The 20111-nt window shown below is 34.0% G+C and carries 21 protein-coding genes; 14 read left to right on the top strand and 7 right to left on the bottom strand.

The window, feature by feature from the left end; genetic code table 11:
• Positions 1-367: 367 nt before the first annotated feature.
• From C1724_RS09045 to C1724_RS09020, 5 genes are all read left to right on the top strand, one after another.
• Positions 368-682 (top strand): hypothetical protein, encoded by a 315-nt coding sequence (locus C1724_RS09045; protein WP_102346350.1) that lies wholly within the window; start codon positions 368-370, stop codon positions 680-682.
• Positions 683-1042: 360 nt separating this feature from the next.
• Positions 1043-1591: a CueP family metal-binding protein gene (locus C1724_RS25565; protein WP_180994199.1), complete on the top strand. Its 549-nt coding sequence runs from the start codon at positions 1043-1045 to the stop codon at positions 1589-1591.
• A 290-nt stretch (positions 1592-1881) separates the two neighbouring features.
• Positions 1882-2328 (top strand): pyridoxamine 5'-phosphate oxidase family protein, encoded by a 447-nt coding sequence (locus C1724_RS09030; protein ID WP_102346347.1) that lies wholly within the window; start codon positions 1882-1884, stop codon positions 2326-2328.
• Positions 2329-2757: 429 nt separating this feature from the next.
• Positions 2758-3330 carry a nitroreductase family protein gene (locus C1724_RS09025; protein ID WP_102346346.1) on the top strand — a complete coding sequence of 191 codons (573 nt, stop codon included), beginning with the start codon at positions 2758-2760 and terminating at the stop codon, positions 3328-3330.
• Between the two features lie 192 nt (positions 3331-3522).
• The gene (locus tag C1724_RS09020) at positions 3523-3624 is read left to right on the top strand and encodes a YjcZ family sporulation protein (protein WP_102346345.1); all 102 of its coding nucleotides are present in this window, start codon (positions 3523-3525) and stop codon (positions 3622-3624) included.
• 289 nt (positions 3625-3913) lie between these two features.
• Here the strand turns inward: C1724_RS09020 and C1724_RS09015 are convergent, their stop codons facing one another.
• A complete protein-coding gene (locus tag C1724_RS09015) occupies positions 3914-4708 on the bottom strand; it encodes an isochorismatase family protein (protein WP_102346344.1) in 795 nt (264 codons plus the stop codon).
• 376 nt (positions 4709-5084) lie between these two features.
• On the opposite strand from C1724_RS09015, the gene C1724_RS09010 reads away from it, so the two are divergent.
• From C1724_RS09010 to C1724_RS08980, 7 genes are all read left to right on the top strand, one after another.
• The gene (locus C1724_RS09010) at positions 5085-5858 is read left to right on the top strand and encodes an alpha/beta fold hydrolase (RefSeq protein ID WP_102346343.1); all 774 of its coding nucleotides are present in this window, start codon (positions 5085-5087) and stop codon (positions 5856-5858) included.
• A gap of 38 nt (positions 5859-5896) precedes the next feature.
• Positions 5897-7057, top strand: a complete 1161-nt coding sequence (locus tag C1724_RS09005; RefSeq protein ID WP_102346342.1) for an LLM class flavin-dependent oxidoreductase — start codon at positions 5897-5899, stop codon at positions 7055-7057.
• Between the two features lie 18 nt (positions 7058-7075).
• A complete protein-coding gene (locus tag C1724_RS09000) occupies positions 7076-8137 on the top strand; it encodes a Bug family tripartite tricarboxylate transporter substrate binding protein (protein WP_102346341.1) in 1062 nt (353 codons plus the stop codon).
• Positions 8138-8238: 101 nt separating this feature from the next.
• On the top strand, positions 8239-9711 hold the full coding sequence (locus C1724_RS08995; protein WP_258000324.1) for a tripartite tricarboxylate transporter permease: 1473 nt from the start codon (positions 8239-8241) through the stop codon (positions 9709-9711).
• 3 nt (positions 9712-9714) lie between these two features.
• Entirely contained in the window at positions 9715-10188 is a 474-nt protein-coding gene (locus C1724_RS08990) for a tripartite tricarboxylate transporter TctB family protein (protein ID WP_102346339.1), read from the top strand.
• A 34-nt stretch (positions 10189-10222) separates the two neighbouring features.
• The gene (locus C1724_RS08985) at positions 10223-10948 is read left to right on the top strand and encodes a class II aldolase/adducin family protein (RefSeq protein ID WP_102346338.1); all 726 of its coding nucleotides are present in this window, start codon (positions 10223-10225) and stop codon (positions 10946-10948) included.
• A 38-nt stretch (positions 10949-10986) separates the two neighbouring features.
• Entirely contained in the window at positions 10987-11802 is an 816-nt protein-coding gene (locus C1724_RS08980; RefSeq protein ID WP_180994198.1) for an alpha/beta fold hydrolase, read from the top strand.
• Between the two features lie 171 nt (positions 11803-11973).
• On the opposite strand, the gene C1724_RS08975 is transcribed toward C1724_RS08980, so the two are convergent.
• From C1724_RS08975 to C1724_RS08950, 6 genes are all read right to left on the bottom strand, one after another.
• Entirely contained in the window at positions 11974-12966 is a 993-nt protein-coding gene (locus C1724_RS08975; protein ID WP_102346336.1) for a 3,4-dihydroxy-2-butanone-4-phosphate synthase, read from the bottom strand.
• Positions 12967-13057: 91 nt separating this feature from the next.
• Complete coding sequence (locus tag C1724_RS08970) at positions 13058-13618, bottom strand: NADPH-dependent FMN reductase (RefSeq protein ID WP_102346335.1); 561 nt, start codon at positions 13616-13618, stop codon at positions 13058-13060.
• Between the two features lie 233 nt (positions 13619-13851).
• Entirely contained in the window at positions 13852-15003 is a 1152-nt protein-coding gene (locus C1724_RS08965; protein ID WP_102346334.1) for an LLM class flavin-dependent oxidoreductase, read from the bottom strand.
• A complete protein-coding gene (locus C1724_RS08960) occupies positions 15003-15779 on the bottom strand; it encodes an alpha/beta fold hydrolase (protein ID WP_102346333.1) in 777 nt (258 codons plus the stop codon). Before C1724_RS08960 ends, C1724_RS08965 begins: the two co-directional genes overlap by 1 nt.
• Complete coding sequence (locus C1724_RS08955) at positions 15748-16539, bottom strand: alpha/beta fold hydrolase (protein ID WP_180994197.1); 792 nt, start codon at positions 16537-16539, stop codon at positions 15748-15750. The genes C1724_RS08960 and C1724_RS08955 overlap by 32 nt, the downstream gene beginning before the upstream one ends.
• A 453-nt stretch (positions 16540-16992) precedes the next feature.
• Positions 16993-17880: a LysR family transcriptional regulator gene (locus C1724_RS08950; RefSeq protein ID WP_180994196.1), complete on the bottom strand. Its 888-nt coding sequence runs from the start codon at positions 17878-17880 to the stop codon at positions 16993-16995.
• Between the two features lie 323 nt (positions 17881-18203).
• On the opposite strand from C1724_RS08950, the gene C1724_RS08945 reads away from it, so the two are divergent.
• Together C1724_RS08945 and C1724_RS08940 are read left to right on the top strand one after the other, a co-directional pair.
• Positions 18204-19109: a branched-chain amino acid ABC transporter permease gene (locus C1724_RS08945; protein WP_180994195.1), complete on the top strand. Its 906-nt coding sequence runs from the start codon at positions 18204-18206 to the stop codon at positions 19107-19109.
• A gap of 1 nt (position 19110) precedes the next feature.
• Positions 19111-20106, top strand: coding sequence for a branched-chain amino acid ABC transporter permease (locus C1724_RS08940; protein WP_102346329.1), 996 nt, complete (start codon positions 19111-19113; stop codon positions 20104-20106).
• Positions 20107-20111 lie beyond the last annotated feature (5 nt).

Raw genomic sequence — 20111 nt, 5'->3', positions numbered from 1 at the left:
GTTACTTTTTTATTATTACAATTATTTATGAATGGGTAAAGCTTAAAGCCTTTATCTGGTACAAATACATATGGGGATTTTATTGTAGAATTGAATTCTGATTGAAAGATTTTATAGAATTATTCAAAAATTTTTCACTATAAAACAACGTTCTAGTTGTATGACAACAAGAAAGTGTAGTAATATTATATTAAATAAAATCTGAAAATATAGAAAATAAAAAATGCTGATAGGATTGTTGATTAGTCTAGTGTTTCGCTGGATATGTAAGCGCTTAATTATTAGAATTGCATCTAATGTTGTAACCTTTTGTTGGATAAAGACATGAATTTTAAATGATCGAATCGTGAATGGAGGAGAATATAAAATGTTTTCATCGTATTCTTTCAAAAAGGGAGACATAGTTAAAGTTATGAATGATGCAGTTTTTGATGGAGAAATTTGTGAATTTGATAAAATTAAACCTAAAGGTGAACACTTAGTCAAGCTAAATGACGGAAGATTAGTTTGTATCGCACCGAAATATCTAAAATTATTATGGACTAAAGAAGAGGAATTTGAATTGAGAAAAGAGCAACTTATTCAACTTCAAGTACTTGCGGTAGATATGGGAGATAAAGAGTGGTTTGAAGTAATTGGAAGGAAACTAGAAGACATCAAAAAGATTAAAACCGGGGTATAGGATAGTTTGAATAGATAGTTTTAGTTTATGTTAGTACAATTAAAAAAAGAAAATACAAAATTGTGAAAAGCTTTTCCTATATATTAAATAGGGAAGGCTTTTTTATTTAGGCATTTATGAGCCTAAATCATCTGTTTTTTTTTCGAAAGCCTTTTATCATAGTTCATAAATTGTTTACTTTTAGTGTAATCGAAACCTCTGATTTTATGTTATTCTTTATTTACGTTTAATACGCTTTGAGATTCATGGAAACGTAATAGTAGTCTAAGTTTAACTAATTTAGTCTTTGAATAAGTGTATATCCAAGAATGGTAGAAGACTGGGAAATGCAGCAACGAAGACATAGGAGTGACTCTAAAAATGAAATTAAAAAAATCGGCAATCTTTGCAGCATCTATAATTGTTACCGCTGGCCTAGCGGGCTGTGGTGGAAACACAAATCATGAAAGCGCTGCTCCAGTTGAAATAGAACAAAAAAACATAAAGGAATTGGTACATGATTATAGTATACGTAACATTCAAGAGGGATCTGCTTCCATCAAATCAGAGCAACTTATTGTTAAAGACAACGATGGTAATGAATCAACATATGACTTGTCAAATGAAGACTTCTTTGTTTCAATTGCCCCATACGTCAATGAGACACACCCCTGAACTAACCATAGCTTGACAGGTTGTCAAGGAGAAATGGTAGAAACTGAGTTTGAAGTATATATAGAGGATATGGAAAACAACAATGTAATAGTAGATGAAACATTGAAATCTCAAGCAAACGGTTTTATAGATTTTTGGTTACCTCGTGATAAAACATATCGTATTATTATTACACATGAAGGAAAAACAGTGGAGTCCCAGTTATCTACTTATAAAAAAGATGGAACTTGCATTACAGATATGCAGTTGTTGTAAAAAAAGAAAGTACCTCATAGGAATTGCATCCTAATTGGCGGATATTTCTACCAGTCGGAGGTGCTTTTTTCTTATTCGTTCCTAATATTCGTACGTACTTTTCAATTCTAGCTATTGGAGCTTATATAAACAACTTCGAGTAGATTCGATGTATAATTAACGCGTTGTTGAAAATTGTAGAACGTTTTTTATCGTTGATTACCTCAAGATAGACAAAAATATGGAAAAAGGATATAAATATTTGTTAAGATAGTAAAGATAGATAAAAGATAGAGTAGGAGTGAAAGCGAATGGCAAAAACAATGGAAACTCTTAGTAAGGAGTTAATTGATTTTTTACAAGGAGAGAAAATAGTATCAGCTATCACGATTGATAAGGATACAAATCGCCCAACGGTAAGTACGATTTCATGGTTAATCGCACAAGAGGATGGTAAAACGATTAATTTTGCAGTAGGTCATAAGGCATCTGTAAGTGAAAATATTAGTAATGATCCATATGTGGTCTTAAATGTAGTGGGTCCTGAAAGCAGTTATGAGATTATTGGAACAGGAAAGGTCTCAGAAACATTTGAGGGCACTATGAAATTTAAAGTTGTCACAGTGAATGTTGATAGTGTTGAGGACAATATGTTTTACGGTGGTAAAATAACAACTGTTCCTCAGTATGAGAAAACATATGATGCTGAACTAGCTAAAAAATTGGATAATGAAATATACGCTAAGTTAAAGGGATAAACAATAGATATGTGAATGGACCTGTCTCTACAATACTAACTAGATGGTAGTATAGTGAAGGCGGGTCTTTTGCTTACTTTCCAATAAATGTATTTACATCGATTGTAGGAACAATTTCTAACACAGCGCCTTTCCATCTATAAGCCATTCAAGCAAAGTAATTATATTCAATCCCAAGAAATCATCTGTTTATGGTTATATTGGCTTTTTTACATTGATATATATGTTAGAGAGCGATTTTACTATTTAGCAGTTCATCTATTAAATTTAGTATTAAAATTATGAGGGAATTCTTTACCATGATGATACTCGAGTGGTGAATCTCCCTAAGTAAAAAGACCGATTGATCAAAATTAAAATGAGAAAATTTTATGGGCATGTGATTGCTTAACTTTTTTTATAAGGTGTATAAAATGGGGAGGACTTCAAATGGATATTTTTGATGCAATTAAAACGAGAAGAAGTATAGGTAAAGTAAAGGAAGATCCAGTTCCAAAAGAGCTAATTGAAAAAATTCTTGAAACAGGAACCTTTGCTCCAAATCATCATCGTACAAATCCATGGCGTTTTTATGTTTTAACAGGTCAAGGACGGGAGCGTTTAGGGGATGTTCTAGCTGAGGTAGGGATGTCGCAACTTTCACAGGATGAACTCGTGAACAATCAGGCAAAAATAGATAGACTAAAAAAAAATCCGTTAAGAGCTCCAGTAATAATCGCTGTTGGAGTTGAGCCATCTGATAAAACTAATGTAATCATCCAAGAAGAATTTGCTGCTGTTCATAGCTGTGTACAAAATATGTTACTTGCAGCACATAGTCTTGGACTTGGAGCTGTCTGGAGAACAGGTGCCCAATGTTATCATCCAATGGTAAGAGACTTTTTTAAACTTAGCGATAAAGGCGAAATTGTAGCGTTTATTTATATTGGTTATCCTGACAAAGAACCGCCTACAGCAAATAAAACCCATTATAGTCAATTTACTACATGGATTGAAAAGTAAGGTTAAAATCTGTTTTTTAATAAAGCCCGATTTAAAATACAATTGATAAATCTATAAAGATGCCAATAACGATGACGATCCTTTATCAGCGAGGAATCGTCTTTTTTTTGTTTTGATTAGGCATTCGCCTTCCCAAAAAAGGACAGATTCCATATTGTATAAGTAGATACTACATTAGGAGGTGTTTCCCGAATGAGTGGAGCAAAAGGCTTTGGCTATGGTGGAGGTTTTACACTAATCGTTGTACTGTTCATCTTATTGATTATCGTTGGCGCTGGCGGCTATGGATACTAAATAGATGCTACAAACTTTCCATCCGTGCGTGATGGGTGTAATAGAGCTATAGTGTGATCGCGATAGTTATTTTTAGTCGTACGGCTCATCTAGGTAATTGATGATGTAACTTGCGGATATTAAACGAAAGATAGAACCCGACCAGTAAGGTAGGGTTCTATCTTTCGTCTTGTTATATTCCTGTTAATCATAAATTCCAGTAAATAAATGTACTTTTTCTCTTTCTTACTGTTAAAATAAATACTCAACAGAATAGTTTTATAAATTATAATAGCTGAATCTGTTTAAACTAATTCTCCACTATCTTTTTTTGCTTTAAGTCTTTGAAATATTTGATGACAGATTCTACGGAAACAACATCTGCATACTTTGCCCCTAAATCTGTTAATGCTGTTTGTCTACTCGCCTCAGTACGATCTGCAACTGCTTCTTTCGGTATTATCGTATGATAGCCGTTTTGTAATGCGTCAACTGCAGAGATTAGAATAGATCCACTGGCACTATTACCAATAATAATAGTTGTATCAATATCCAATTCCTTAAGCATGGAATCTAAATTCGAATTAAAAAATGGTGATAGATATGGAGTGTAAATAATCTCTTTAAAAGGAAAATCACGTATTCTTGGGTCAATTTCTGTCCAAACTGATCCTTTTACTACCATTACAGAAGATTCAATCTTACTAGCCCATAATCTAGATGTTAGATTATTAGGATCATAATATCTTGCTATAAAAAAAACTGGAATGTCAAAAGTTTTTGCATATTTTAATAATGATTGCGTTTGTAAAATGACATTATCTAAAGGATAAGCTGCTTTAGATGAAGGGTCAGTAAAAAAGCGAGTTAATTCTCTCACAATGATGCATGGTTTTTTTCCAAAGCCCATCTTACCACATGCCCCCCATCTTTGGTAAGCATGTTCAAGTTCGTTGTATGAATATCTTCTTTGTCCTCCAGGAGTGTAATATACATTTAAACCATAGCCCTCTATTTTATTTTCTTTTTCTAGTCTTCTTAGTGTACTAGGTGATAAACCTAACATTTTAGAAGCTTCATTAATGCTTAAATAGTGTTTATCCATAATTGTGCCCCCCTGAACGTTCCTAAGTTAGTTTTAAACTTAGTTAAACTTACCTTTTTTGATATATCTTATTGTGTAGTTTTAAGACATTTTTTCTATCAAAATATAGATATTTCTTACTATTGAATGATATAGATATGTGATTAATTAAGTCTATGCAAGCAATTACAGGAATATTTGTTTGATTGCTGTAATAGTTTTCAGAAAATTTATAATAAATTGACATTTTTTGGTTAGAGGGAAATATAATCAGTTATAGGTAAGTTTAGTTATGTTTTGATTTAATTGAAAGGTTTTCGTGGAGGTGGAGTTGGTTTGAGTTTGTAAAGACTTTCAAGTTTTTTGTATTCAGACTATAAGGGGGTAACGGTTTATTATGGGTATGGATATACACATAACTAAAACTATAAATGTACGTGGCTTTTCGATCAGGTATAGCACCATAGGGGAAGGCAAACCTGTAGTGTATTTACATGATTATCGCGGATTTGAACCATTAAATTCTTTTCTAGAACACTTAGCTGAAAACTATCGTATAGTTTCAATTGAATTGCCAGGTTTCGGCATGTCTGAACGCCCAGAATGGTTGACAACTATGGAGGACTTATCGTTTTTCTTTCTAGATATCCTTGATGAACTAGATCTTGATCGAGTTATTTTAGTAGGGCATTCATTAGGAGGATGGCTTGCTGCTGATCTTACTGCAAAGTTTACGTCGCGAATAGAAAAACTGGTTTTAATTAATGCAATGGGTTTACATTTACATGAACCAGAAATACCAGATGTATTTATGATGTCACAAGAGGAAATTAAAAGATTGATATACCATAATCCAGGTTTAATAGAAGAACAAGATCCTGACTTTTTAATGAAATCTAGAGCAGATACTATGACAGCAAGACTTGCTTGGAATCCAAGGTTTCATGATCCTAAATTAAAATATCGATTGCACCGCATAGATGTTCCTACTTTATTGGCTTGGGGAGAAACCAATGAATTTATACCAGTAGAATACGGAAATGCTTACAAAGAGTTGATTTCGCACGCTGATTTAGTAATGATTCCAGAATGCGGACATCTGCCGCAAATTGAACAACCAGAGCTTTTATATAGTAAGGTAGCTTCCTTTTTATATGATAATACCAAGTAATTGAAAGATTTTCCAATTAGACAATAGGGGGGAATAGTTTGAAAGTTTTTATGTTTCACTTAATGCCATGGCAATATCTTCCTAACGACTTTAAAGAAAAAAATCGTTCGGCTTGGGTTACTTATTCGAATGCAAACTTTGATGCAAAAAAGGGGGCTGAATTATATGACCAATATTTAGATCAATTAACATATGCTGAAGAAATCGGTTTTGATGGAATCTGTGTAAATGAGCATCATCAAACAGCATATGGGTTGATGCCTAGCCCAAATGTTGTAGCATCTGCTTTAGTGCAGAGAACTAGTCGAGTGAAAATTGCTCTTCTAGGGAATGCCATTCCTTTAAGGGAGCATCCATTAAGGGTTGCCGAAGAGGTTGCGATGCTTGATGTTATGAGCAAAGGACGAATTATATGTGGTTTTGTTAGAGGTATTGGAGCGGAATACCATACATTCTCATTTAATCCTACAACCTCACGAGAACGATTTATGGAAGCACACGATTTAATAGTTAAATCATGGTTGGATGACGGTCCATTTGAGTGGTATAGCGAAAACTATAAATTTAAATATGTGAATCCATGGCCACGTCCATATCAACATCCTCATCCTCCTATTTGGATTCCAACTCAAGGAAGCGCTGAAACACTAGATTGGGTAGCGGAAAATCATTACACTCTATTACAAACATTTTCTCCATTAAAAAATATAAAAAAGGTATTAGGTGATTTCAGAAGGAAGTGTGAGGAAGATTTTAACTATTCTCCTACACCTGACCAGGTCGGATGGGCTTTGCCAGTATATGTTGATGAAACAGATGAAAAGGCTTACAATAACGCCCGACCACATTTAGAATACTCAAATGAAAAATTACAACATAGACCACCTGAAACTTTATTCCCACCAGGTTACTTAACTGAGCGTTCAATGGAAGCTGTATTGAAACTAAAAGGAAAAGCAACACGAGGCAAACCATATGAAGAATTAATTCAGAGTGGATTTGCCGTAGTTGGCAACCCGGATACAGTCGCAAAGCAGTTAGAATATATTGCGGAGCAAGTAGGTGCCGGAATAGTCGTACCAATGTTGCAATTTGGGACCATGCCACATGAAGTTGTTATAGGTAACATGTCTCGTTTTGCAAAAGATGTTTTGCCAAGATTAAGAGAATTTCTTCCATCTGTTTTTAAATCAATATAAAGCCATGGAGGTGTCGAAATGAGTAATAAAAGAAATGGAAAAGTTAATATTTTTACAATCATGATTGTTTTACTGTCAATGTTTATCGCAACTGCATGTAGTTCTAGTCAAAGTCCAAAGCAAGAAAGTGTAACGACGGGTGGCTCAGAGCAAGAAAATAATGCTACTGAAGAAACAAAAGTAGATTTCCCAACAAAAGATATTGAACTAATTGTCCCATATTCAGCTGGTGGAGGGTTTGATACTGTATCTCGTTTAATAGCTCCTTATGTAGAAAAATATCTCCCTAATGATGTTAATGTCGTTGTAATAAATAAGCCAGGGGGGCAAGCTGCAATTGCTATTAACTCGATATTAAACGAAAATCCGGATGGACATACAGTTGGTATTTTTAATTTACCGGGTAATGTTGTAGGGCAGGTTGCAACAGGGCAGTTTGATATTGGGGAGGCCGCTTGGTTAGGCCAAGTTATGTATGAACCTATGTTAACTGTTACTTCCGCTAATTCAAAATTTAGTTCTTTAGACGATGTCATTGAAGCCGGACATGCTGTTGTGGCGGCATCAGCGATAGCATCTTCTGACGGATTAGGGCTTACTGTGACAAGCACCGAGTTGGGTTTCACGCAGGATATGCTAACTCTCGGCGGATTAACGGAAGCAATTCTCTCTGTTATGAGGGGTGAAAGTGATTTAGCAATGACACCATATTCAAGTAATGCTGACTTGATCGATTCAGGAGAACTTGTTCCTTTATATGTGAATTCCAAGGATCGGCTGGCTGAACTTCCAGATGTACCGACTCTCGTTGAATTAGGTTATGACAATCCTGGTATTTTAAGTTTAAACAGTTTGGTTAGAGCGTTTGGTGTATCTAAAAATATTGATCCAGCCAAAATTGAAATACTTCAGACTGCATTTGAAAAAGCAATAAATGACCCTGAATTCCAACAAAAAATGAAAGAAACATCAAATGAAGTAGTATTTGCAGAACCTGAAGAGATTAATGAGAATGTTAAAGAAATGATTAAAGCTGTAGAACCCTACGAAAAAGAGTTAAGGGCAGCAGTAGGAAAATAAGTTTAGTATGTATTTTAAACTTACAATCAACTAGGCATCTTCATACAAGTTAGAGAAAGATGCCTAGTCCTAAAATAATATATGAGAGGGGGATAAACTATTTGTTAGAACATATAGTTCCTGTACTATCAACCATTTTCTCATTAGAAAATATCGTTTTTTTATTGCTTGGTGCACTGTTGGGGATGATATTTGGTCTTCTTCCAGGATTAGGAGGGGCACAAGCTTTGGCATTACTTATTCCTATCAGTATCGGATTTGATATGATCCCTGCGATCTTGCTGATGGTTGGTGCAATGGGATCTGCAACGACTGCGGGTTCAATTACTTCAATTTTACTTAATACGCCAGGCACTCCTGGCAGTACCTCAACAACTTTTGATGGTTACCCACTAACCCAGAAAGGTAAAGCAGGCATGGCAATTGGAGCAGCCGCATCCTCTTCATTATTAGGTGGGATCGTTGGACTTGTTGTATTAATTGCCATTCTACCTTTTGGGAAGTATATCGTACTTGCGTTTTCTTTCCCAGAATACTTTATGCTAGGTGTATTAAGTCTTTCAGTAATTTCAATGATTACAGAAGGTACGATGTGGAAAGGCTTGATTTCTGCGCTTTTTGGTTTGATGGTAGCATCGATTGGGTATGATCCCGTAACAGGCGACTTACGATATACGTTTGATATTATTCATTTATATGATGGAATTAGTTTAGTATCAGTTGTCGTAGGTTTATTTGCAATTACAGAAATATTAGAACTCATGTCAAAAAAGAATGTAAAAAAAGTAGAATCAAAGGAAAGTATAAAAGGAATTGGAGAGGGAATTTTATCTGTTTTTAAAAACTTTGGTTTATTTTTTCGTTGTTCTATTATTGGAACAATAATTGGGATTCTCCCTGGTGTAGGTGGATCTGTAGCTAACTTTCTTGCTTATGGTCATGCTGTTCAAACATCGAAAAACCCAGAGAATTTTGGTAAAGGTGATATCAGAGGTGTCATTGCGCCTGAGGCCTCCAATAATGCAAAAGATAGCGGGTCGTTTGTTCCTACTCTAATTTTCGGTATTCCTGGGAGTGTAGATACGGCAGTATTATTAGGGGCATTAATTATTCATGGTGTACAGCCTGGGCCGTTACTTATGAGTAAAAGTCCAGATATTATTGTTCTATTAATAATTACACTTTTACTAGCTAATGTATTAATGTGCTCAATAACAGTTCTTCTTGCTCATCCATTGTCGAAAATAGCAACAATAAACAAATCTATTATCCTTCCAATTATAGGTGTGTTCGCGCTTTTAGGAACATATGTATTCAATGGAAGAGTAATTGATGTGTGGCTTGCGCTTTTATTCGGTTTAATTGGTTTTATTATGAAAAGAGCTGACTTTTCCCGAGTATCGTTTGTTATTGCATTTGTTTTAAGCGATCTTATTCAGCAGAATTTCCATTTAACATTAAGAAGTTTTGGACTAGAAGGTTTTGTTGCGAGACCAATTTCATTAACCTTATTCTTACTAACACTTATTCTATTAGCAGCACCTTATTTAAAGAACAAATGGAGGAGGGGATAGTAAGTGAAAACAAAGGTATCGAATTCGTTTGATGTATTCCTGTTCATCATTTTTTTAGCAATGACATGTATTTCATTCCAATACAACTCAAGTGCTAGATTAATGCCTTTTATATTTGGAACAATTGGCAGTTTTATGCTACTAATTCAGCTTATTTTTAATTTTGTTCCCTCCACACAAAAACTATTAAAGTTTATAAATCCGAAACAATATCCAAATCAAGATTCTATAAATGAAAAAGAATCGTCTGATAATTATTCGAATGAATGGAAACAATCGCTTATTGGCTTAGCCGCACTTTGCTGTTTTATATTACTTTTTCAACTACTAGGGTATTTACTTGCTGTACCAATCTTTATCCTATTATTTATGAAAATAGCTTTTAAAGAAAGCTGGCGCATGTCTATAGTAACATCCCTTATTACATGGGTATTTGTCTGGTTGCTATTCGATGTACTTTTAGCATTTCAAGGTTAAGCAATGATTATTGATTGGAGGGTATTTATTAAATATGATTGAAAGTTTAAAAGAAAAGGTTGCCCTATCATGCCGAATTTTAGCAATGGAAGGCTTAGTAGCAGAAACATTAGGACATGTTAGTGTTCGGATACCTAATAAAGATGAAATGTTAATTAGATGTAGGGGGGAACATGAGGAGGGTGTTTTATATACACAAAAAGAGACGGTACGATGTGTTAACTTTGATGGAGAGGGTGAAGACTTAGCAGGAAAATATGAAGTTCCAAAAGAACTTCCAATCCATGGGGAAATATATAAAGCCCGTCCCGAAGTTAATTGTGTAATTCATGCACATCCACCAGCTACCCTTATTTGTGGCATTTCGGATATAGAATTAAAACCAATTTTTGGAGCATTTAATATACCTGCAATGCGAATGGCCTTAGAAGGTATACCAATATTTCCAAGGTCCTACTTAGTGACCACCCCCAACTTAGCATTGCCGATGATTGAAATGATGGGTGACAAAGATGTTTGTTTAATGAAGGGACATGGAATTACTGTGACAGGAAAAAGTGTAGAAGAGGCAACGATTCGAGCCCTTAATTTTAATGCGCTTGCCCAAATAACACTAGAGATCGAAAAGACGGGAAAAAAAGCTCAAGTAATTTCTAAAGAAGATATTGAAGAATTACCGGATTTAGGAAGTAAATTTAACGACCAATGGGTATGGCGTCATTATGTGCGAAAATTAAGGCAGTTTGAAGGTAACCATTAAAATCATATTGTGTGTCTTTCTAGAATAGGGGGTATATTGTGTATAGTAAGTATATAAAGGTTGATGGTATACGAACGCACTATATAGAGGCTGGAGAAGGGGATAACTATGTTATCTTGTTACATGGTGCGGAATTTGGTGGGAACTCTCAAAATTCATGGGAGTATAATATTCAAGCATTATCTAAACATTTTCATGTTTTTGCAATAGATATGCTTGGTTTTGGTGGTACTGAGAAGATCTTTCATTTTGAAGATATTAAAGCATTTCGAATTGAACATATAAGAAAGTTTATGGATACGCTTTGTATCGACAGTGCTTCCTTTATAGGAAATTCCATGGGTGGCGGTTTGATTTTAAAAGTGGCTTCTGAGGAAAAACCTCGATGGAATATAAATAAAGCCATTACTATAAGTGGTGGTGGACCTAATAATCCTGAAACGCATAGTTTTGTGAATAATTATGACTGTACGTTTGATTATATGAGGAAGATTCATCATTTGTTTTTTTATGACGATGCATGGAAACAAGAAGAGTATGTTAACAAGCGCTATTTAGAAAGTATTAAACCAGGCGCATGGGAAGCTCTCAGTGTTTCAAGATTTAAATCACCTTTAGCAAAACAGAAGGCTAGTGGTAGGATACCTGATTATAGTTCTGCATATAAAAATATAAAAGTTCCCATCTTAATTTGTGCTGGAGACCAAGATAAATTAAAACTACCCGATTATTCAGAACGCCTTTCAAATTTAATTCCTAATTCACAAGTTAAAGTCTTCAAAGATTGTAGCCATTGTGCCCAAATAGAAAAAGCAGAGGAATTTAATGATCTGGCAATAGACTTTTTGAAATAAGGGTTGTTCCAATAATGGTTTTTTATATTAGATTTGATTCCGAAAGTGGAATACTTACCTTTGATTAAATAAGCAGAAAAATATGGGTTAAATCAAAGACAGGTTCTTTGTCTGAGCAACAGTGTATTTGCTCAGACAAAGAACCTGTTACTATCTGTTTGTTTAAAATGACTATGCTTGTGTTAAATTAAATCTTTCTTTTGTATTCTTCACATCTATTTTAATCTGATTTACTAAATCATCAATCGAGTTGAAACGCTTTTCTTCTCTAATGAAAAAGCAAACATCAACTTGAATCATTTGATTATAGATCATATCATTGAAATTAAAAATGTGAATCTCACATAGATTTTCTTTTATTTTATGATTTAGAGTGGGCCTCTCGCCAAAATTCATAACACCAAATAATTGTTTGCCATCAAAATTAATTTTAACTCCGTATACACCTTTTTTCATATTTTTCATCTGGAATGGTGCAGTAAGATTGGCTGTAGGAAAATTTAATTTTCTACCAAGCTGTTTACCTTCTATTACTAATCCTTCAAATGAAGTCATAGTATCTTCTTTTTTTTCAGTTAAAATATCACCAATTGTAATTATGGATATTTTATTGCTTTCAGCAATTTGTTGTACTTCCTCAAAATTTGATATTTCACCATGAGCATTTAGGATTTCACAAATATAAGTTTGGGGAATACATCTCGCCTTTTGGGCTAAATGTATGGATGCTTCCTCCGCCCCCATTTTTTCTAATAGACCGTATTTGTCACAAATAATAGGAAAAATATGTCCGGGTCTCTTAAAGTTAGTGGAATCCATATTTTTTTTTGTTAATGCTTTAATAGTGTCAGCGCGTTCAAAAGCTGATATACCTGTAGTTGTTGTTTCGTAATCAATCGAGATGGTAAATTTTCGGTCAGTATGCTTAGGGAGCTGATCCGTCATTAATGGTAAATTTAGCTGCCTTGCTTTAGTAGAATCAAGACAAACACAAATCAAACCTTTACCAATTCTAGTCATAAAATTTACACTTTCTGGAGTTGCGATTTCAGAAAGACCTACTAGATACGACCTTTCTTTAAAGTTATCGTTTAAGATAATTAGCTTACCTTGTTTAAGTTCTTCAAGTGTATGATCTAGTTTACTCTTTAACCTTATACTCATATTGACCACCCCTAATTATACTTTTTTAAGTTGGTGGTATAGTTTCTCCCCCCAATTTTTAATAATTCCAAACTTACTTCTATTAATATTTTTAATTAATTTCACATTTATTATTTTGTCCTTGTTTCATTTCTTGTAAAGTAACAAGTTCAGAAGCAAGTGTTTTGATTCGATCAATGATATCTGTATCGATAATTTCATTTATTTCATTAAATTGTTCTTTTAACACATACACTGATGATGGAGCAACAAAAGCCCGAAAATATCCTGCAATTGGTTTTATTTGATTGTCGATCACTAAATAGTGTTGATACGTACTACCGTTTGCTACAAAGCCCATGACTTTACCTCTAAAAGCAGAGGGTGGGACCAAATCTAATAAATTTTTTAGAGTTCCGGTCATAGACACATTAAAAATAGGGGTACCTATTACGTAAAAATCAGCCAATGTCACCTTATCGATAATTAACTTAGTATCACCTGTATATAGTGAAGGATCTCGACCGTCGCAAAATTGTATATCATAGTTACTAAGGTCCAATAACTCAACTTCGATATCTGGATTTAATTCCTGGACTTCATCTAAAACTTTTTTTACTAAAGCAGCGGTTTTTGAACCAACAATCGTTCCAGATATGCCTAAAATTTTCATTAAGTGAATCCCTCCTTTTATTTTTTTGGGTTGCGATAGTTTAACAATACTCTGTTATATAGTAGCGGTTTTAATAATAGAATAAACTAGTAATATCATATGCAATATATCTTGAAGTCTAAGCGGAAATTAAACAGAACGGTAAGTGTCATTACCACTACTCCAAGGTATACTTTCATAAATTACTAGTTTATCCTTCTCATCTTAGGAGGAGATTTATATAGTTATAAACCTTAAATCTTGACTCCAACTTTTGCTTTTACAGCTGGCATAACTTCTTTGGAGAACAGTTCCATATTCTTCATCGTCATTTCATGGCTAAGATTTCCGAATTGGAGCATCGTTACAAAAACACCGAAATTAATATCTCTTTGTGCTTCAATTAGCTTTTCAGATACGGTCTTTGGACTGCCCACGATCACATATCCTTCATCCATTAATCTCTCAATTGTGAAACCACCTTCTGAACGCTTATTTATTCGACTAAGTACGGCAGGTTCAGATTTCTCAGAAAGATAACCAGGAGGGAAGAGGTACTCGTTTTTCATATACAGTAACTTAAAGAGAAGTTCCATTGGTTCTCTTGCCTCTTCCACCGCTTGTTCATCCGTTTCAGCAACATAAATTGGTAATGCCCAACCAAGTTGGTCTGGTGATGCTGTATACCCCCATTTTTCCTTAGCCATTTCTTGATATAAGAGTAATGATCTTCTTACACTGCTATATGAGCTATAAGTTTGTAAGTACGTATATTTCTTCTGAGAAGTCCACTCAATGGTTTCCTGACTTCCTTGAGAAGGAATCCAAATAGGAGGATGGGGCTGTTGGTAAGTTCTTGGCCAAACGTTTACATATTCGAAATTATAATATTTCCCTTCAAAAGAGAATGGACCTTCTTTCTCCCATGCCTCCATTATGAGATCATGTGCCTCTAAAAAGCGTTCTCTAGATTCATTTGGATTAACTCCAAATGCATGATATTCAGCTCCGATTCCACGAACGAAACCAGAAATGATTCGTCCACCGGTAATTACATCAAGCATTGCTACTTCTTCAGCCACACGTAATGGGTGCTCACGCAATGGTAAAGCATTTCCGATAATTGATATTTTAATGTTTTTTGTACGACGAGCCAATGTCGCAGCCATAATATTAGGAGAAGGCATATTACCGTATGCAGTTTGGTGATGTTCATTTACACAAACACCATCAAATCCTAATTCCTCAGCATATTCCATTTCATTTAAATATTCATTGTATAAACGATTACCAACCTCCGGATCATATAATTTGTTTGGAAGTTTAACCCAAGCTTGCCCATATTCTTTCTCAAAATCTTCAGGTAGATACTTATATGGCATTAGATGAAATAAATAAAACTTCATTATTTAACCCCCTCTTTTTGTTGATTAAGAAATTTTTCGATTTCATTCCTTAGTTCTATAGGTTTTTCAATCTGTGGTAAATGGCCACATTCATCAATTAGTACAAAATTAGCTTTAGGGATTAAACTTGTAAGTTTTTCACCAATTGCAGTAGGTACAATTTTATCTTCTTTTCCCCAAACAACTAAGGTAGGAGAGGTAATCCTAAATAGGCGTCCTTCTAATTTTGGATTATACATACGTGGTTTCCACGTTAATTGTGCGAGCATTCTACGATCGCGTGTTTTTGTTTCTTTTTCTTCTTCTGATAGGATAAGCTCATTATTCATTTGGTAGAATTCGAGTGAACGTACTTGTTCATGATTATAAGAGAAAATATCTGTATATGATTGACCCTTTGCTTTAATACCAATTGAATCGATGAGCACTAAACTTTTCACGCGCTCTGGATATCGAACAGCAAATTCTGTAGCAATCCATCCTCCAATATGAGCACCTATCAGGTGTACCTTTTCGGCATTTATATCATCTAGTAGATCTTTATAATAAAAAACTAAGTCTTCAACGGTTTCGATCCAATCTATTCTTGGTGAACTTCCGAAACCTGGATGAAGGGGTGCAATTACATGGTAGGAACTAGAAAGTTCTTCTAATGATTTGGACCATTGTTCTACATCACCGGCACCATGTAAATAAAGTAAAACTTCACCTTGTCCTTTCTGGAATAGATAAACATCATGACCTCTAACACTCTTGGTTTCTATTACTTGATTCATTCAATACACCTCCATAAATGTCTTCATCTAATAGGAATTCAATAGCTAAGCGGTTAAACTCATCAGCATATTCAATTTGAGCATTATGTTTACAATTTTCAAACACTTTTACTTGACAGTTAGGAATCATTTCCGCTAAACGGTCTTTATAGTCAGGAAGTTTCAGATCATCTTTGTCCCCACAACATACAAGTACAGTGTTTTTAATGTTTTCATACGGTGGGTAATCTTTTAACACAAAGCCTGCATTTTTAGGTGCTATAGGTGAGCGAAATCTTGCAACACTTAATGCTTCCCAAGCACCCGGTTTTATACTAGATTGATATCGCTTTTCAACATATTCATCCGTCTTCCACTGTTCATTAAAAAACAGTACTTCATGTATTCTTTTCATATACTGTTTTGAACAATCATAATTGTTTAGCAGGTGAAATGTATCTTTATTATTTGGACCACCGCCACTAATACTAATAATCTTTTTGATGTTCCAAGCTGGATTCTCATCTGAAGCGATTTTTAGAATTAAGCCGCCACCAAATGAGTTTCCAATAAAATGTGCTTCAGGAATACAAAGTGTATCCATAAAATTCTTTATATGATTGATTCGTAGAGAAGCAACATCATCAAAGCTAAACAATTTTTCAGTTTCTCCAAACCCAACCATGTCAACAGCAAAGACATGAAAGTGCTTACTTAAAGCATCAATGTTATACTCCCAGCAATTAAGGGAGTTACCACCATATTCTGCTCCATGTAACAAGATTACATAATTATCTCCGGTACCAGCTTCTAAATAGTGGGTTTTTATATCCCCGACCTTAATAAATTTACTTTTAATTTTTGTTCACCCTTTCTTTTTTTATAGAATGATACTAATCTAGCGAACTTAAAAAGACGAAATTGAACACGTTTAAAAATAACATTTAATTCTGAATATTTAAAATTCCCATCTAAGTCTTATTGTAATCCTAAAGTAACATTCAGTAAAATTACTATTTTTTTAAAGTTTTCATAAGCGCTGCTTATGATAAATCTCTTTGTCAGAAAAAGCAGAGATAAAAAGAAACTTGATTTGGGGAATTCTTTACTTGATACAAACCATCATAGTGAAGTTTGGAGGAGTTAAGAGCAGTATTAAATCCTATGAAATTAAAAAGAAGGCTTACTCGATTATGGCCCAACGAAGGACAATTTGAGTCAGCCTAATCAATTGTTATGAACTAATATATCGAAGAAATTCTTTAGCCGTGCTAGAAAGTTCGTGCTTTTTGGAGTAAATCCACCCATAAGTTATGTAGTCTTGGGTAAAACCAGTTAAACCAATTTGAACGATATCTCCGTTTTTCATGGTTGGATCATTATCAGCATAAGCCGCTGAAACAACTGTTATGCAATTTTCTTCGATTACCGTTTTTTTCACAAGATCAAGTTTGTTAGATCGAAGTAATATATTTAAACCATTATATTTTTCGACCAGACGATCAACAAAGTCTAGTATAACTCTGCTTGTATACAAAACAATTTTTTGATCAAACAATTCTATAGGTGAAATAATAGTTTTACTAGCCAAAGGTGAATTTTTATTCACACATACTACCATTGGTGAACTGAACATCGCTTTAAAAGCTAAGTCATTTTCTAATTTTCCTTCTGTCTTCGGTAAAGTAATAAGACCTAAATCGATGTTTTTGTTTCTAATATCTTCTATTATATATACCGTGTCTTTTTCACTAATTTCAATGTTCATATTAGGATAGTCCCTTTTAAAGAAATTTAGTGTGTCGTGGGTTAAATTAATAAATCCAGGTGTCAAAGAAACTTTTAAATCCTCTGTAAGAGGGGTATCTTGAACTTTTGATATATTTTTGATCTCTTGGATTTTATCCAGTATATCCTTCGAAATTTCAACAATTTTTCTGCCTTCTTTTGTAAGCACAACTCCAGCTCGTGACCGTTGGAATATTTGAAAACCTAATTCCTCTTCAAGACTAGTAATTGCCTGGCTAATTGCAGACTGTGAAACATAAAGATTTTGTGCAGCAGCAGTAATATTACCAAATTTCGCAACCTCATAAATAAATTGAAATTGAGAAAGATTCATTCTACATCCCCCTTGTTCTATCATAAGTATTACTTATTTATATAGTAAATATATAGTTATTTTACCAACGTTATTTTTTAAAGTAAAATAAAAATATAGAAAATTTAGAATATAATTGAATTTTGAAATGAATTCAGGGAGGAAATATTTAATGGGACTTTATAAATGGTTAATTTGAATTAATGTGTTGTGTAGTTTCTACTAATTTCTAAATTATGATTACTTAATAAATTGAATTATATAAAGAGAGTTATCGAAGATTTCGGAACCTTTATTTTTTCTGAATTCAAAAGCATACCAAATAGTATAAGGAGGTAATAGATTTGGAATTAAACACAATCTTGCTACAACAGAGTACATGGAGTGGTATAACGATTGGCTTTATTTATGGGTTAGTAGCCTTAGGATTTACCCTAATTTATAATGTTAGTAGAATTTTAAATATTGCCCAGGGTGAATTTGTTATGATTGGTGCTTTGAGTATTTATTCATTTGTAAGCGTTTTAAATATCCCGATTTGGTTAGCTATTCCATTAGCACTTATCGTATCTGCCATTATTGGGGTGATCATGGTAAAATTCGCTTTAGAACCTATAAGTAAATCAAATATATTAGCCTTAATTATTGCAACAGTAGCTTTCGGTGAAATAATAAAGGGCGGGGCAGTATTAATATGGGGAAGTGATAACTACGCAATTCCATCGTTTATCGAAGGTGCTTATATATCTATATTTGATGCTAATGTAAATATCCAAACCTTTATTATAATTTTTGTATCATTGGCAATTTATTTTGGATTTAGATGGATGAATAAAAACACGAATTTTGGTATATCCTTGACTGCTGTTGCTGGCGATCCTTATGCTGCACAATTGATGGGTATTAATGTGAAACGCGTTATCATTTTAGTTGTTGCAATAGGTGCAGCTATGGGGGCTATAGGAGGTATTCTTATAGGGCCTTTAACTTCGATGAGTTATTTTCAAGGAACCATGTTAGGAATTAAAGCTTTTATTGCTGCATTAATAGGTGGACTTGGCAGTTATGGAGGCGCATTAATAGGTGGACTTGTTTTAGGGTTATTTGAAGCTTATACAGCAGGCTTTATTTCATCCTTATTAAAAGATGCATTTTCACTAATTTTGTTATTGGTAATTTTGAATTTCCTACCTAATGGATTAGTAGATTTTAAAAGACTATTTAAACGTAGTTTGGTAAGGAGGGATTAAGATGGCCCAGAAAAAAATGAGATGGGATCTGATAACATTAATCCTAATAATACTTGTTATACCGTTACTATTAAGCGATTCTTTCTATCTAGATACCGTTAATCTCGTAGGAATTTATGCAATAGGAGTAATAGGATTGAATTTAATTTTGGGAGTCGGCGGTCTTATAACTTTAGGGCATGCGGCATTCTTTGGTTTAGGAGCATACCTATCATCCTATATATCTATTCATCTCCAATTAAACCCTTTTTTATCTATACTAATAAGTTGTATCTTAGTAGCTTTAATCACTTTTATTATTTCTTTCCCTATATTGCGATTATCAGGGTACTTTTTAGCACTAGGTACGTTGGCAATAGGGGTTGTTTTTTACACGTTGATAAATGGCGGTGGAACCTTGACGGGTGGACCGAATGGTATCACGGGTATGCCAGGATTTTCAATTGGAGGTTATGAGTTCACTTCCTATACTCAGCTTTTCTACCTCATTTGGATTACGGTTTTCATTGTTTATATTCTTTCAAAAAATTTAATGGATTCAAAAGAAGGTAGAGCATTAAAAGCGATTCATTCAGATGAAGAGGCAGCAGCAACATTTGGCATTAATATATTTAAACTTAAGGTGAAAATGTTTGTAGTGGGCTGTACTTTGGGAGCACTTGGCGGCGGCTTTTATGCACATTATATGCTGTTCATTTCTCCGGATATTTTAAGCCTACATAGCTCTATTAATTTTATAATGATGGGCTTTTTGGGTGGACTTGGATCCTATTTAGGTCCTATCTTTGGCTCATTTATTTTTCAAGTTATTCGGGAATTAGCCCATATGGCTGGCGAATATGAATCATTAATTCATGGTGTTATTTTTCTAATAGTTGTTGTATTTTTCAGCGGGGGTATTCAACAATTATCTAACAAAATTAGATCACTTTCTAATAGTAAAAGAGTTACGAAAGACAATGTTAAAAATACTAACAATATCCAAAAAAGTGGGTGAGATTA

It is taken from the genome of Bacillus sp. Marseille-P3661, assembly GCF_900240995.1.
Classification (GTDB): domain Bacteria; phylum Bacillota; class Bacilli; order Bacillales; family Bacillaceae_J; genus OESV01.
Note: the sequence above shows the minus strand (reverse complement) of the source record. Positions and strands in the feature narration are given on the sequence as shown.

Coding starts and splice junctions, on each gene's coding strand:
- C1724_RS09045 (WP_102346350.1), top strand. CDS start 368: ATGTTTTCATCGTATTCTTTCAAAAAGGGAGACATAGTTAAAGTTATG.
- C1724_RS09010 (WP_102346343.1), top strand. CDS start 5,085: ATGGGTATGGATATACACATAACTAAAACTATAAATGTACGTGGCTTT.
- C1724_RS08950 (WP_180994196.1), bottom strand. CDS start 17,880: ATGAATCTTTCTCAATTTCAATTTATTTATGAGGTTGCGAAATTTGGT.
- C1724_RS08970 (WP_102346335.1), bottom strand. CDS start 13,618: ATGAAAATTTTAGGCATATCTGGAACGATTGTTGGTTCAAAAACCGCT.
- C1724_RS08985 (WP_102346338.1), top strand. CDS start 10,223: ATGATTGAAAGTTTAAAAGAAAAGGTTGCCCTATCATGCCGAATTTTA.
- C1724_RS09000 (WP_102346341.1), top strand. CDS start 7,076: ATGAGTAATAAAAGAAATGGAAAAGTTAATATTTTTACAATCATGATT.
- C1724_RS09015 (WP_102346344.1), bottom strand. CDS start 4,708: ATGGATAAACACTATTTAAGCATTAATGAAGCTTCTAAAATGTTAGGT.
- C1724_RS09020 (WP_102346345.1), top strand. CDS start 3,523: ATGAGTGGAGCAAAAGGCTTTGGCTATGGTGGAGGTTTTACACTAATC.
- C1724_RS08975 (WP_102346336.1), bottom strand. CDS start 12,966: ATGAGTATAAGGTTAAAGAGTAAACTAGATCATACACTTGAAGAACTT.
- C1724_RS09025 (WP_102346346.1), top strand. CDS start 2,758: ATGGATATTTTTGATGCAATTAAAACGAGAAGAAGTATAGGTAAAGTA.
- C1724_RS08960 (WP_102346333.1), bottom strand. CDS start 15,779: ATGAATCAAGTAATAGAAACCAAGAGTGTTAGAGGTCATGATGTTTAT.
- C1724_RS09030 (WP_102346347.1), top strand. CDS start 1,882: ATGGCAAAAACAATGGAAACTCTTAGTAAGGAGTTAATTGATTTTTTA.
- C1724_RS08940 (WP_102346329.1), top strand. CDS start 19,111: ATGGCCCAGAAAAAAATGAGATGGGATCTGATAACATTAATCCTAATA.
- C1724_RS08965 (WP_102346334.1), bottom strand. CDS start 15,003: ATGAAGTTTTATTTATTTCATCTAATGCCATATAAGTATCTACCTGAA.